At 73.5% G+C, this 13,400-nt stretch carries 13 protein-coding genes; 11 read left to right on the top strand and 2 right to left on the bottom strand.

The annotated features are described in order from the left end of the window. Nucleotides 1–42: 42 nt before the first annotated feature. From DSM26151_RS10450 to DSM26151_RS10435, 4 genes are read left to right on the top strand one after another with little or no spacing between them, the layout of a single operon-like run. On the top strand, nt 43–474 hold the full coding sequence (locus DSM26151_RS10450) for a hypothetical protein (RefSeq protein ID WP_234659492.1): 432 nt from the start codon (nt 43–45) through the stop codon (nt 472–474). Beyond that, a complete protein-coding gene (locus tag DSM26151_RS10445; protein ID WP_234659491.1) occupies nt 468–701 on the top strand; it encodes a helix-turn-helix transcriptional regulator in 234 nt (77 codons plus the stop codon). Before DSM26151_RS10450 ends, DSM26151_RS10445 begins: the two co-directional genes overlap by 7 nt. Continuing rightward, the gene (locus DSM26151_RS10440; RefSeq protein ID WP_234659490.1) at nt 698–1,696 is read left to right on the top strand and encodes an NAD(P)-dependent alcohol dehydrogenase; all 999 of its coding nucleotides are present in this window, start codon (nt 698–700) and stop codon (nt 1,694–1,696) included. The genes DSM26151_RS10445 and DSM26151_RS10440 overlap by 4 nt, the downstream gene beginning before the upstream one ends. After that, nucleotides 1,696–2,727: an NAD(P)-dependent alcohol dehydrogenase gene (locus DSM26151_RS10435; protein WP_234659489.1), complete on the top strand. Its 1,032-nt coding sequence runs from the start codon at nt 1,696–1,698 to the stop codon at nt 2,725–2,727. The genes DSM26151_RS10440 and DSM26151_RS10435 overlap by 1 nt, the downstream gene beginning before the upstream one ends. Nucleotides 2,728–2,815: 88 nt before the next feature. Here the strand turns inward: DSM26151_RS10435 and DSM26151_RS10430 are convergent, their stop codons facing one another. Both DSM26151_RS10430 and DSM26151_RS10425 read right to left on the bottom strand, forming a co-directional pair. Continuing rightward, complete coding sequence (locus DSM26151_RS10430; RefSeq protein WP_234659488.1) at nt 2,816–3,811, bottom strand: YeiH family protein; 996 nt, start codon at nt 3,809–3,811, stop codon at nt 2,816–2,818. Beyond that, on the bottom strand, nt 3,808–5,412 hold the full coding sequence (locus DSM26151_RS10425; RefSeq protein ID WP_234659487.1) for a dolichyl-phosphate-mannose--protein mannosyltransferase: 1,605 nt from the start codon (nt 5,410–5,412) through the stop codon (nt 3,808–3,810). Before DSM26151_RS10425 ends, DSM26151_RS10430 begins: the two co-directional genes overlap by 4 nt. Before the next feature lie 52 nt (nt 5,413–5,464). On the opposite strand from DSM26151_RS10425, the gene rsmI reads away from it, so the two are divergent. The 7 genes from rsmI to DSM26151_RS10390 all read left to right on the top strand — a co-directional run bounded on the left by rsmI (nt 5,465) and on the right by DSM26151_RS10390 (nt 13,238). Then, nucleotides 5,465–6,292, top strand: coding sequence for a 16S rRNA (cytidine(1402)-2'-O)-methyltransferase (gene rsmI, locus DSM26151_RS10420; protein WP_234659486.1), 828 nt, complete (start codon nt 5,465–5,467; stop codon nt 6,290–6,292). Between the two features lie 160 nt (nt 6,293–6,452). After that, on the top strand, nt 6,453–7,604 hold the full coding sequence (locus tag DSM26151_RS10415) for an NADP-dependent oxidoreductase (RefSeq protein WP_234659485.1): 1,152 nt from the start codon (nt 6,453–6,455) through the stop codon (nt 7,602–7,604). Nucleotides 7,605–7,681: 77 nt separating this feature from the next. Continuing rightward, the gene (metG, locus tag DSM26151_RS10410) at nt 7,682–9,247 is read left to right on the top strand and encodes a methionine--tRNA ligase (protein WP_234659484.1); all 1,566 of its coding nucleotides are present in this window, start codon (nt 7,682–7,684) and stop codon (nt 9,245–9,247) included. Next, complete coding sequence (locus tag DSM26151_RS10405) at nt 9,244–10,146, top strand: TatD family hydrolase (protein WP_234659483.1); 903 nt, start codon at nt 9,244–9,246, stop codon at nt 10,144–10,146. Before metG ends, DSM26151_RS10405 begins: the two co-directional genes overlap by 4 nt. 67 nt (nt 10,147–10,213) lie before the next feature. Continuing rightward, entirely contained in the window at nt 10,214–11,119 is a 906-nt protein-coding gene (gene rsmA, locus DSM26151_RS10400) for a 16S rRNA (adenine(1518)-N(6)/adenine(1519)-N(6))-dimethyltransferase RsmA (RefSeq protein WP_407650932.1), read from the top strand. Between the two features lie 9 nt (nt 11,120–11,128). Next, nucleotides 11,129–12,088 (top strand): 4-(cytidine 5'-diphospho)-2-C-methyl-D-erythritol kinase, encoded by a 960-nt coding sequence (locus tag DSM26151_RS10395; RefSeq protein WP_234659482.1) that lies wholly within the window; start codon nt 11,129–11,131, stop codon nt 12,086–12,088. Between the two features lie 262 nt (nt 12,089–12,350). Beyond that, nucleotides 12,351–13,238 carry a hypothetical protein gene (locus DSM26151_RS10390; RefSeq protein WP_234659481.1) on the top strand — a complete coding sequence of 296 codons (888 nt, stop codon included), beginning with the start codon at nt 12,351–12,353 and terminating at the stop codon, nt 13,236–13,238. Nucleotides 13,239–13,400 lie beyond the last annotated feature (162 nt).

Here is a 13,400-nt window from a genome sequence, read left to right as displayed (position 1 = left end):
CACTGGGTGTGTCAAGCATTCTTTACACCGGAAGGTGAGCGCATGTCATACGAGGAGAAGGGCACCTGGGTCTACCTCGTCGTGTCCGTCGTGGCGTACGGGGTCTACCTCTCCCTCGTGCTCCCGCGGCTCGCCGAGGGAGGCCCCGTCGGCGACGTCGACTACGTCGCACCCATGCTCTGGACGATCGGCGGGGCGATCGTGGCATCCATCGTCGGCCGGATCCTGGTCGAGATCGTCTTCCCGAGCGAGAGCACCAAGGGCGACGTGCGCGACCGCGAGATCGACCGCCTCGGCACCCGGGTCGGCAGCTCGTTCATCGTGATCGGCGCGCTCGGCGCGCTCGTGCTGTCGATGCTCGAGGCCGACTGGTTCTGGATCGCGAACGTGATCTACCTCGGCTTCCTCCTCGGCGCGGTGCTCGAGAGCATCACGCGCCTGGTCGCCTATCGCCGGGGGGTGCCGTCGTGGTGAAGCCCACTCGCGTCACGAACGACATCCGTTCCCTCCGCTTCCGGCACGGCGAGATGACGCAGGCCGAGCTCGCGCAACGCCTGGGCGTCACCCGCCAGACCGTCATCGCGATCGAGCAGGGCCGCTATTCGCCCTCGCTCGAGATGGCCTTCCAGATCGCTCGGGTGTTCGGGGTGCCGCTCGACGACGTCTTCCAGTACCCCCATGAGGAGGTGTCGGCATCATGAGGATCGCCGCATATCACCGGTACGGTGCCCCCGAGGTCGTCGGGGTCGAGCAACGCGAGCTTCCCGAGCCCGGCCCGGGCGAGTTCCGCGTGCGCGTGCACGCGGCCTCGGTCGGGGCAGCGGATGCCGCGGGGCGGGCCGGTTCGCCGTGGTTCGCGCGTCTCGCCTTCGGCCTGCGCCGGCCGCGCAACGCCGTGCTCGGCTCGGACTTCGCGGGCGTCGTCGATGCCGTGGGCACGGGCGTGACGCGGTTCGCCGTCGGCGACCGCGTGTTCGGCGCGACGGGCGTCGACGGCGGCGCCCACGCCGAGGCCGTGGTCGTGAGTCAGGACGGTGCCGTCGTGCTCCTGCCCGACGGCGTCTCGGTCGCGGCGGCGGTCGCGATCTGCGACGGCGCGATGACGGCGCTGCCGTTCCTCCGCGACGGCGGCCTCGTGCGCCGCGGAAGCCGCGTGCTCGTCAACGGCGCATCGGGCGCGGTCGGCTCGGCCGCGGTGCGGCTCGCCGTGCACCTGGGTGCTGAGGTGACCGCGGTGTGCGGCCCGGCGCACGTCGAACTCGTGGCGGGCCTCGGCGCGTCGAGGGTGATCGACTACACGCGCGAGGACCCGATGCGGGCGGGCGCGCCCGGCGCGCCGTTCGACGTCGTGTTCGACGCCGTCGGCACGTCGAGCTTCCGGCGCGCGCGGGCGGTGCTCCGTCGTCACGGCAGGTACCTGACGACCGTCCCGACCTGGCCGATCATGTTCCAGCACCTGACCTCGAGGCTCGGGCGGCGCCGCGCGGTCATCATGTTCACGGGCCTGCGCTCCGACGAGGCGAAGCGCCCCGACCTCGACCTGCTCGCCGCGCTCGCCGCGACCGGCGGGTTCGCGCCGGTCGTCGACCGGGTCCTGCCGCTCGATGCGATCGCGCGGGCGCACGCGGTCGTCGACACCGGACACAAGACCGGCACGGTCGTCATCACGCCCGTGCCCGAACTCCAGGAGGCATGATGCGCGCACTCATCCAGAACGGGTACGGCGGACCCGAGGTGCTCGCCGCCGCCGACCTGCCCGAGCCGGGGCCGCCCGGCCCGGGGCTCGTCGCCGTCGCGGTGCACGCGGCAGGCTTGCACGCGGGCGACGTGTGGATCATGCGCGGCGAACCGCTGATGATCCGCGCCGCGTTCGGGCGCACGCGCCCGAAGCAGCCCGTGGTCGGTCGCGACATCACGGGCGTCGTCACCGCCGTCGGTGAGGGAGTGACGACCCTCGCCGTGGGCGACCGCGTGTTCGCCGAGTCCGATCAGGGCGGGTTCGCCGAGACCGCGCTCGTCGACGCGCGGTTCGTGCGGCCCGCCCCGGCGAACCTCGACGACGCGCACGCCGCCGTGATCCCGGTCTCGGGGACGACGGCGCTGCAGGCCGTGCGGCTCGCGGCCGTCGGGCCCGGCGACCGGGTCCTCGTGATCGGCGCGTCCGGCGGGGTCGGCACGTACGTCGTGCAACTCGCGGTCGCGCTCGGGGCGACGGTCACCGGGGTCGCGAGCGCGGCGAAGGCCGATCACGTCCGGGCGGCGGGCGCCGGTCGGGTCATCGACCGTCGGACCGAAGAGCTCGGCGCCGACGGCGCGAGGTACGACGTCATCGTCGACCTGGTCGCGGCGCAGCCGCTGGGCGCCCTCATCGGCCTGCTCGCTCCGCGCGGCACGCTCGTGCTCTCGGCCGGGACCGGCTCGCGCACGTTCGGCCCGCTCCCGCGCCTGGCCGCGGCGGTCCTCAGGTCGCCGTTCACGCGCCGCCGGCTGAAGCCGCTCGTGGCGCGCCGCAGCGGCGACGACCTCGACGAACTCCGCGCGCACGCGGAGGCCGGGCGCCTGCGACCCCGCGTCGACGCGGTGTTCCCACTCGACCGGGCGCCGGAGGCGTTCGCCCGACTCGCGGCGGGGCGGGTGACCGGCAAGGTCGCGATCCGCGTGCGCGGCGACGGCGAGGCGGATGCCGCGGCTCGCGCCGACGCGGACGCCGGCGCCGAACCGGCCTGACCGCGCGCCCGGCGGTGCTCGGACTCGGCCCGGCGCACCGCCGGGCCCGCGGCGCAACGTCGGACTCGGCCCGGCGCCCCGCCCCGGCTCAGCCCAGCAGCACCGCCCCGTACGCGAGCACGGCGACGAGCGCCCACGACGCCAGGCCCGTCACGAGTGCACGCCACCCGGTGTGCAGCAGCGCGGCGACGCGGATGGAGGACCCGAGCGCGAAGAGCGCCATCGCGAGCAGCGTCGTCTGCACGAGGTCGGCGGCCTCCAGCACGGCCTCCGGCACCGGGACGAACGTGCGCACGAGCACCGCGACGAGGAAGCCCACGATGAACAGCGGCACGATCGCCGGGCGCGGGCCCGCGGCATCCGTCTGCCGGCGTCGCACGACGCCCGCGGTGATCGCGACCATCGGCGCGAGCATCAGCACGCGCGTCAGCTTGACGACGACCGCGACCGCGAGTGCCGCCTGGCCGGCGATCTGCGCGGTCGCGACGACCTGGCCGACATCGTGCACGCCCGCGCCCACCCAGTGGCCGAACTGCACGGCGGTCAGGCCGAGCGGATGCCACAGGGCGGGCAGGACCGCGATCGCGAGCGTGCCGCACAGCGTCACGAGCGCGACCGGGCGGGCCTGCTCCTCGTCGCGGGCCCGCACGGTCGCGGCCATCGCGCCGATCGCCGACGCGCCGCAGATCGCGAACCCGCTCGCGATCAGCAGCGGCTCGTGCCCGGGCAGGCGCAGCGCACGCCCGAGGCCGAGCGTGCCGACGAACGTGAGCACCACGACCGCGACCGTCGAGGCGATCGTGACCCAGCCGAGCCCGACGATGTCGGACAGGCTCAGCTTCAGGCCGAGCAGGACGATGCCCGCCCGCAGGAGCGTGCGGGCCGAGAACGCCAGCCCCGGGCGGAGCGGGCCGTCGAGCGCGGGCCGGAGGCCGGGGACCTGCCCCGTGACGATGCCCGCCGCGACCGCGATCGTGAGCAGCGGCAGCGCCGGGACGCCGAGGTGCACGAGCCACGCGAACGCGGCCGCGCCCGCCGCGACCGCCAGGCCCGGCATCCGCTCGCGCCACGATGCGAGTCTCATCGCCACCCCGGCAGCCAGAAGTGCAGGCCGCGGAACTCGGGGGTCACCGGCATCCCGACCCAGAGCGGCAGGAAGAACGCCGAGACGAGCGTCGCCACGCCGAGGAACACGCCGACCGTCGCGAGGCCCTGGACGCGTTTCCAGCGGGCGTCGGAAGGTCTGCCCAGCACGAGTCCGATGACCGCGGCGAGCGCGAGCAGCACGTACGGCTCGTAGGCGATCGTGTAGAACTGGAACACCGTGCGGCCGAGGTAGAGCAGCCACGGCAGGTACCCGGCGGCCACGCCGACGAGGATGACGCCCGACGTCCACTCGCGGTACCTCGCGAAGCGGTACACGAGGTAGAGCGCCGCGAGCGTGGCCGCCCACCAGATGATCGGGTTCGGGATGCCCATGATCGACGCCCAGCACTCGGCCTGCCCGCATCCTCCCGAGCCGTCCGTGGTCGAGGCGAAGTACATGTTCGTCGGGCGCAACGCGAGCGGCCAGCCGAGGGGGTTGGCCTGCCACGGGTGCGGCGAGGACACCCCCACGTGGTACCCGTAGGCCGCCTGGTGGTAGTGCCACAGGCTCTGCAGCGAATGCGGGACCCACGACCAGAACCCGGTCGCGGCGTTGCCGGCATCGTCCGCCCAGTGCCGGTAGTACCCGCCGTCGGTGGTGAGCCACCCCGTCCACGACGACAGGTAGACCACGAACGCGACCGGCACGAGCAGCGCGAACGTGACCGGGCCCTGCTTGAGCAGTGCGCCCGAGAGCCAGAACGGCAGGCCGGCCCGACGGCGGGCCATCGCGTCGACGAGGACGAGGTAGACGCCGAACGCGGCCAGGAAGTACAGGCCCGACCACTTCACCGCGATCGCGGCTCCGAACGCGACGCCCGCCGCGATCACCCAGGGCCGCAGCCACACGACCGGACCCCAGTGGGGATCGGCGCCCGCGTCGCGGAGTGCGCCGAGGCGTTCGCGCAGGCGCGACTCGGCGTCCGCTCGGTCGAGCAGCACGAACCAGAACCCGAGCAGGCAGAACAGCATGAGCCACGTGTCGAGCAGCGCGACGCGGCTCATGACGATCGCGTTGCCCTCGATCGCGAACAGGAACCCGGCGATGACCGCGACGAGCGTCGAACGGAACAGCAGGCGACCGGTCATCGTCAGCACGAACACGGCGATCGTGCCCGCGAGCGCGGTCGACGCGCGCCACCAGAACGCGCTGTCGGCGCCGAACAGCGCCATGCCGAGCCCGATCATCCACTTGCCGAGCGGCGGATGCACCACGTACGACGGGTCGTCGGAGAACACGTCGGGGTCGCCGCGGGCGAAGTCCTCGTTCGCGCCCTCGGGCCAGGTCGACTCGTACCCGTTCGCGAGCAGCGTCCACGCGTCCTTGACGTAGTAGGTCTCGTCGAAGACGAGGGCCTGCGGGTGGCCGAGGTTCCAGAAGCGCAGGACCGCGGCGAGCAGCGTCACCGCGATCGGCCCGCCCCACGTCCAGAGCGCACGACGACGCGGCGTGGACATGAGCCCGGACCACCAGGTGTCGACGCGGCTGCCGACGGGTTCGCGGGTCGGAGCGCTCCCGGCGGCGACCTCCTGAACCATGCGCTCAACCCTAACCGCGTGCCGCCCAGGGCTCGTGCGTCAGACTGGGACGGTGATCATCCTCGCCGCAACGCCCATCGGCAACCTCGGCGACGCGTCGACCCGCCTCCGGCAGGCGCTCGAGGACGCCGAGGTCGTCGCGTCCGAGGACACGCGCGTCACGCAGCGGCTCCTCGCGGCGCTCGGCATCGCGAACCGGCCGAAGCTCATCGCCCTGCACGAGCACAACGAGCGGGCCCGCGCCGCCGACCTGGTCGAACTCGCGGCCGGGGCGGACCTGCTGGTGCTCAGCGACGCCGGCATGCCGACCGTGTCCGACCCGGGGTTCCCGCTCGTCCAGGCGGCTGCCGCGGCCGGGGTCGAGGTCACCGCGATCCCGGGGCCGAGCGCGGTCGTGACCGCGCTCGCCGTGTCGGGCCTGCCGACCGACCGGTTCGCGTTCGAGGGGTTCCTGCCGCGCAAGGCGGGGGAGCGGGCCAGGCGCCTCGCCGAGGTGGCGGGCGATCGCCGCACGCTCGTCTTCTTCGAGGCGCCGTCGCGGCTCGCCGCGAGCCTCGGCGCACTCGCCGACGCGTTCGGCGCCGACCGTCCGGCGGCGGTGTGCCGCGAACTCACGAAGCTGCACGAGGAGGTCCGCCGGGGGCCGCTGGGCGAACTCGCCGAGTGGGCCGCCGCGGGCGTGCGCGGCGAGATCTGCATCGTGGTCGGCGGTGCGCCCGAGGCGCCGGCCGCCGATGTCGGCGACGCGGTCGCGCGGGTCGCGTCGCTCGCGGCATCCGGTACCAGGTTGAAGGATGCCGCGGCGCTCGTCGCGGGCGAGACGGGGCTGTCCAAGCGCGACCTCTACGAGGCCGCGCTGCAGGTCCGGGCGCGCGGCTGAACGATCCGGATCGGCGCGGTCGGGCGAGCCGAACCGACTTCGATGCGTTCGCATGCATCAAAGTCACAGCCCGTTCCCATCCGGCTCCCACCGACCGGGAGCACGATGAGGCCAGCGGCCGCACCAACGGGGGGCCGGCCGCACCACGGGGGTGGGAACGATGGGCAAGGCAGTCGTGTTCGATCGGTTCGGCGGGCCGGAAGTGCTCGAGATCGTCGACATCGAGGTTCCACGTCCCGGGCCCGGCGAGGTGCTCGTCGAGGTGTTCGCGAGCGGGATCTCGCCCGTCGAGGCGGCCGTCCGGCGCGGGGACGACGTGGACCGCTGGCCGGTCGAGTTCCCCTCGGGTCAGGGCCGGGACCTCGCGGGCGTGATCGACGCCGTCGGTGAGGGCGTGACCCGGTTCCGTCGCGGCGACGAAGTCATGGGCTGGGTCGCCCGCGGGGCGCAGGCCGCCTTCGTCGTCGTTCCCGAGGCGCAGTTGCTGCCCAAGCCGGTCTCGCTCTCCTGGGAGGTCGCCGGATCGCTGTACGTCGCGGGCACGACGGCACTCGGCGCGGTCGACGGGCTGAACCTCGGCCCGAAGGACCTCGTGGTCGTGACCGCCGCCGCCGGCGGCATCGGATGCCTCGCGGCCCAGCTCGCACGCGCGCGCGGCGCCGACGTCATCGGCACGACGACCGAGGCCCGCTTCGACTTCGTCCGCCAGTTCGGGATCGAACCGGTCGCCTACGGACCGGACCTCGCCGCCCGAGTCCGCGAGATCGACCCGCGCCCCGTGACGGCCTTCCTCGACTTCCTGGGCGGGCAGGCCGCGGAGGCGCTCGCACTCGCCGTCCCCGCGTCGCGCGTGTTCACCACCACCGACTGGTCGGCGGTCGAGGACCAGGGCACCGTGAAGCTCTACGCGGGGGACACCCTCGCGCTGGGGCGGATCGCCCGGCTCGTCGCGGACCGCCAGGTGCGCCTGCCGATCGCCGACGTGTTCCCCCTCGCCGAGGTCGCGGACGCCTACCGGCAACTCGACCACCGCGACTCGGCCGGCAAGATCGTGCTGGGCATGAAGGTCGTGGACTACCCGGGCCAGAAGGTGCACGCCGCCGGCAGGCTGCGGCAGCAGGACCTCACGATCGGCGTTCCCACGCCGCACGAACGCATGAACGTCGAGGAGCAGGTGCCGCCCGTGTTCGGAGACGGGCGCGCGAAGCAGCGCCGCGAGCACGCGCACGACGAGCGCGAGCAGGCGAGCGAAGCCCGCAGGCGCGAGCGCGACGGCGACCACGACCGGGAGGGCGGCCCCGAGCACACCTGACACCGACGACGGCGCCCGGGGCCGGAGGCATCCGCCCCGGACGTTACGGGCGCGTGCGCGCCCGTAGGATTGTCCGCATGGCCGACGCCTCCTCGTTCTACATCACGACCCCCATCTTCTACGTCAACGACGTGCCCCACATCGGGCACGCCTACACCGAGGTGGCCGCCGACGTGCTCGCGCGGTGGAACCGCCAGGCGGGGCGCGACACGTGGATGCTCACCGGCACCGACGAGCACGGCCAGAAGATCCTGCGCACCGCGACCGCGAACGGCGTGAGCCCGCAGGAGTGGGCCGACAAGCTCGTCGCCGAGGCGTGGAAGCCGCTGCTCGACACCGTCGCCGTCGCCAACGACGACTTCATCCGCACCACCGACGAACGCCACGAGCGCAACGTGCAGAAGTTCCTCCAGCACCTCTACGACGAGGGGCACATCTACACGGGCGAGTACGAGGGCGCCTACTGCGTCGGCTGCGAGGAGTACAAGCAGCCCTCCGACCTCGTCGACGGCACGGGCGAGTACGAGGGTCAGCAGGTGTGCGCCATCCACTCCAAGCCGGTCGAGCTGCTGCACGAGAAGAACTACTTCTTCCGCATGTCGGCCTTCGCCGACAGGCTCCTCGCGCTCTACGAGGAGCGACCCGACTTCGTGCAGCCCGAATCGGCGCGCAACGAGGTCGTGAGCTTCGTGCGCCGCGGCCTCGACGACCTGTCGATCTCCCGGTCGACGTTCGACTGGGGCGTCAAGGTCCCGTGGGACGAGACGCACGTCGTCTACGTGTGGTTCGACGCGCTCCTGAACTACATCACCGCCGTCGGCTACGGCCAGGACGACGCCGAGTTCGCGCGCCGCTGGCCCGCGCAGCACCTCGTCGGCAAGGACATCCTCCGGTTCCACGCCGTCATCTGGCCGGCCATGCTCATGGCCGCGGGCCTCGACGTGCCGCGCGGTGTGTTCGGACACGGCTGGCTGCTCGTCGGCGGCGAGAAGATGTCGAAGTCGAAGCTCACCGGCATCGCGCCCTCGCAGATCACCGACACGTTCGGCTCCGACGCGTTCCGCTACTACTTCCTCTCGGCGATCTCGTTCGGCCAGGACGGCTCGTTCTCGTGGGAGGACCTCGCCGCGCGCTACCAGGCCGAACTCGCCAACGGCTTCGGCAACCTCGCCTCGCGCGTGATCGCCATGATCGGCCGCTACTGCGGCGGCGAGGTGCCCGCGGGCGTCCCCGCGGCGAGCACCGAAGCGGATGCCGCGATCGCCGCGCTCGAGGCCGAGGTGACGGATGCCGCGTGGCAGGCGATCGACCGGCTCGCCATCCACGAGGCCATCGCCCAGGCCTGGCGCCTGGTCGACGCGCTCAACGGCTACCTCACCGAGCAGGAGCCGTGGGCGCTCGCGAAGGACGACGCGAACCGCGACCGCCTCGAATCCGTGCTCGCGACCGCCTACCGCGGCCTCGGCACGCTCGCCGTGCTGCTCTCGCCCGTGCTCCCGACGGCGACGGCCAAGCTGTGGAGCGCGCTCGGCGCCCCCGGAACCGTGCAGGAGCAGCGCATCGACCGGGCCCACGAGTGGACGAGCGGCGAACGGGTCGGCGCCCTCGAGCCCTTGTTCCCGCGCGTCGAGGCCACCGAGTGACCGACGGCGCCGACCACCTGCGCACCAGGTCCGACGGCGGTCGCGCCGTCGAGTACCCGCCGCTGCCCGAGCCGCTCGCGGTGCCCGTCTACGACAACCACACCCACCTCGAGATCGCCGACGGCGCACTGCCGCTGACCGCGCACGAACACCTCGAGCGGGCGGCATCCGTCGGCATCGCCGGGGCCGTGCAGGTCGGCACGGATGTCGCAACGAGCCGCTGGTCGGCCGAGATCGCCGCGCGCGAGCCGCGCCTGCTCGCCGCGGTCGCCCTGCACCCGAACGAGGCGCCCGAGCTCGACGCCCGCGGCGAACTCGACGACGCGCTCGCCGTCATCGACGAACTCGCCGCGCGACCGCGCGTGCGCGCCGTCGGCGAGACCGGCCTCGACTTCTACCGCACCGGAGCGGACGGCCGCGACGCCCAGTTCCGCTCCTTCGAGGCGCACATCGACATCGCCAAGAGCCACGGACTCGCGCTGCAGATCCACGACCGCGACGCGCACGACGAGGTCGTCGCGACCCTTCGCCGCGTGGGCGCCCCCGAGACGACCGTCTTCCACTGCTTCTCGGGCGGCGAGGAGCTCGCCCGGCTCGCCGGCGACGCCGGGTGGTACTGCTCGTTCGCGGGCAACGTGACGTTCAAGAGCGCCGAGGGCCTCCGCGAGGCGCTCCGCGTCGTCCCGCGCGACCGGCTCCTCGTCGAGACCGACGCGCCCTACCTCACGCCCGCGCCGCTGCGCGGGCGACCCAACGCGCCGTACCTCGTGCCGCACACGCTGCGGTTCCTCGCCGAGGTGCTCGGCGCCGACCTCGACGAGCTGTGCGCCGAGATCGCGGCGAACACCGTGCGCGCGTACGGGTCGTGGGGCGACGACCTCGGAACGGGATCGGCATGACACGGCGCGCCGCGCACGCGCGAGCGGCGGCCTGCCGGAGCATCGGGAAGATGCGGGGGAGCACGGCGTGAACGCGCACCGCCACGAAGCCGAGGGCGGAGCGATCGCGCCGCGCCTGCTGGGGCCGGCCGAGATCCGCGACCTCGCCGAGCTGCTCGACGTCACGCCGACCAAGAAGCTCGGCCAGAACTTCGTGCACGACGCCAACACCGTGCGTCGCATCGTGCAGACCGCCGGCGTCACGCGCGGCGAGACCGTGCTCGAGATCGGCCCGGGGCTCGGATCGCTCACCCTCGGCCTGCTCGAGGCGGGCGCGGAGGTCGTCGCGGTCGAGATCGACCAGCGCCTCGCAGCCCAGCTGCCGCACACCGTGAGCGTCATGCAGCCGCACACGAAGCTCACCGTGATCCGCGACGACGCCCTGCGCGTGACCGACGTGCCCGGCGAACCGGTCCGCCTCGTCGCGAACCTGCCGTACAACGTGTCGGTTCCGGTGCTGCTGCACCTGCTCGAACACGTGCCGTCGCTGACCTCGGGCATCGTCATGGTGCAGGCCGAGGTCGGCCACCGGCTCGCGGCGGCCCCCGGTTCCAAGGTGTACGGCTCGCCGAGCGTCAAGGCTGCCTGGTACGGCGACTGGCGCATCGCGGGGCAGGTCTCGCGCATGGTCTTCTGGCCCGTGCCGAACGTCGACTCGGTGCTCGTCGGATTCGAACGCGGAACCCCGCCCGGCGAACCGCCCGGGACCGAGGCCGAACGGCGGGCGGTGTTCGCGCTCGTCGACGCCGCGTTCCAGCAGCGCCGGAAGATGCTCCGCCAGGCACTCTCGGGCGTGCTCGGCGGCTCGGCGGCCGCTGCGAGCGGTGTGCTCGAACGTGCGGGCGTCGACCCGCAGACCCGCGGCGAACAGCTCACGGTGCAGGACTTCCTCGCGATCGCGCGCGCCGCGGCATCCGCCCCGCAGGTCCACTAGCGTGGTCGCATGACGTTCCCGGCGACCGACGCGGCAGTGCACGTCCGGGCTCCCGGGAAGATCAACCTGTTCATGCGCGTCGGCGCCGCCGGCGACGACGGCTACCACGACGTCGCGACGGCCTACCAGGCCGTGTCGCTCTACGAGGACGTCCGGGCATGGAGCGACGACGAGTTCTCGGTCGCGTTCAGCGGAAGCGTCGACACCGCGCACCTCCCGACGGATGCGTCGAACCTCGCCATCCGCGCAGCGAAGCTGCTCGCGCGCCACGCCGGGGTGCCCGGCGGCGTTCGCCTCGAGATCGAGAAGCACGTGCCCATCGCGGGCGGCATGGGCGGCGGGTCGGCGGATGCCGCGGCGACGCTCGTCGCGTGCGACGCGCTCTGGGGCACCGCGCTGCCCAAGGAGGAGCTGCACGCGCTCGCGGCGTCGCTCGGCGCGGACGTGCCCTTCGCCCTGACCGGCGGCACCGCCATCGGCACGGGGCGCGGCGACCGGTTGAGCCCCGCGCTCGCGACCGGATCGTTCCACTGGGTGCTCGTCGTCGCCGACCACGGCCTGTCGACTCCCGCCGTGTACGGCGAACTCGACCACCGCCGCGAAGCGGGGCTCGAACCGGACTGGCGCGACGGGCGGCACGGCGTGCGCGCGGGGCTCGACTCGCCCACGGTCGACGCCGCAGTGCTCCAGGCGCTTCGCGCGGGCGACCCGCGGCAGCTCGCCCCGGCCCTGCACAACGACCTGCAGTCCGCCTCGCTCGCCCTCGACCCAGGTCTCGCGGACGTGCTCGCGCTCGGCGAGCAGCAGGGTGCGCTCGCGGGTCTCGTGTCCGGGTCGGGGCCGACCGTCGCGATGCTCGTCGACGATGCGAATGCGGCGATCGAACTGCAGGTCGCGCTGTCCGCCTCCGGGCGCCACGCCCTGCACGTGCACGGCCCGGTGCACGGCGCCCGCGTACTCGCGTACTGAGCCGGGCGCGCGCATTCGTGCGCTCGCCCGCGCGCCCACGCACCCACGCGAGTGGGTGCCATGTGCACCGTTCACGGGACGGAGCGGTGCATTCGGCACCTTCTCGCGCGAGCGCGAGCAAGCGGCGCGAGCCTGCCTGTGGAGAACCCGGCATCCGCTCGGCCCCGAACCCCGACGCTGGGGTCGTGAGTCATCCCGAGAACTTCCCTGGCACCTGCGCGGTATCGCCGCGTTCACGCGCGCCGAGGCGAATCGGCGCGGCGTGCGGTGGCGCCGTCTGCGCGCACCCGACCTCGAGCGCGCCTTCCACGGGGTGCGCCGTCAGGTCACGGAGTCCGCGCCGAGCGTGCGCGAACTCGCCGACGCGTATGCCAAGCGGATGCCGCGGCGGCAGGTCTTCAGCCACGCGACGGCCGCAGCGCTCTGGGGTGTCCCACTGCCGCCCCTCGAGAGGTGGGGCGAAGGGCGTGCCGCCCGTCCGCTGCTCGACGTGTCGGTGCCGCGCGGATCGGCCCGGCCCGCTGCACGAGGCATCCGCGGGCACGTCATCGACCTGGATCGCGTCGCGGTGATGGAGCTCAACGGTCTGCGGGTGGTCGATGCCGCGTCTGCCTGGGTGCAGCTCGGTGCGAACCTCGGGTTCGAGGACCTCGTCGCCGCGGCCGACTTCCTGCTGACGGGAACCGAGCCGTACGACCGGTGCCCGCCGTGGTGCACGCGCGCCGACCTCGAGGACGCGGTCGCGAGGCACACCGGGCGTCGAGGGGCGGCCCGTCTGCGTCTGGCGCTCGCGGCCGCTCGATACGGCTCGCTCTCACGACGCGAGACCTTCGCGCGGCTCGACCTGGTCGCCGCCGGACTGCCGGAGCCGGCGCTGAACCACCGGGTGGCGCTCGCCGACGGCACGGAACGCATGATCGACCTCGCGTACCCGGAGTACCGGGTCGGCATCGAGTACCAGAGCGACCTGCACCGCTCCCCGGCTGCGTGGCGGCGCGACATCCGTCGGCTCGAGATGCTGGCCGATGCCGGGTGGACCATCGTGCAGGCGACGGCCGACGATGTCAGCGGCGATGGCCGGCTGCGGGGGTCCACGGCGTTCGCGGAGCGGGTGCGCGCGCGGCTGCGCTCCCGCGGGTGGCCGGGGTGAGCGCGCCGACCGCGCTCGCGCTGCGCCGCGCTCGCGCCGCTCCGCGAGTGGGTGCCATGTGCACCGGTCGAGCTGGTGCAGCGGTGCATATGGCACCTACTCGCCATCGATCGGGGCGGCGGGGCGGCCATCGATCGGGGCGGCGGGCCGCAGGCTGCGCAG

It is taken from the genome of Agromyces marinus (genome assembly GCF_021442325.1).
GTDB classification, from domain to species: Bacteria; Actinomycetota; Actinomycetes; order Actinomycetales; family Microbacteriaceae; genus Agromyces; species Agromyces marinus.
This window is presented reverse-complemented; position numbering and strand designations above follow the sequence as displayed.

Coding starts and splice junctions, on each gene's coding strand:
- DSM26151_RS10450 (WP_234659492.1), top strand. CDS start 43: ATGTCATACGAGGAGAAGGGCACCTGGGTCTACCTCGTCGTGTCCGTC.
- metG (WP_234659484.1), top strand. CDS start 7,682: ATGGCCGACGCCTCCTCGTTCTACATCACGACCCCCATCTTCTACGTC.
- DSM26151_RS10395 (WP_234659482.1), top strand. CDS start 11,129: ATGACGTTCCCGGCGACCGACGCGGCAGTGCACGTCCGGGCTCCCGGG.
- DSM26151_RS10435 (WP_234659489.1), top strand. CDS start 1,696: ATGCGCGCACTCATCCAGAACGGGTACGGCGGACCCGAGGTGCTCGCC.
- DSM26151_RS10430 (WP_234659488.1), bottom strand. CDS start 3,811: ATGAGACTCGCATCGTGGCGCGAGCGGATGCCGGGCCTGGCGGTCGCG.
- DSM26151_RS10440 (WP_234659490.1), top strand. CDS start 698: ATGAGGATCGCCGCATATCACCGGTACGGTGCCCCCGAGGTCGTCGGG.
- DSM26151_RS10425 (WP_234659487.1), bottom strand. CDS start 5,412: ATGGTTCAGGAGGTCGCCGCCGGGAGCGCTCCGACCCGCGAACCCGTC.
- DSM26151_RS10415 (WP_234659485.1), top strand. CDS start 6,453: ATGGGCAAGGCAGTCGTGTTCGATCGGTTCGGCGGGCCGGAAGTGCTC.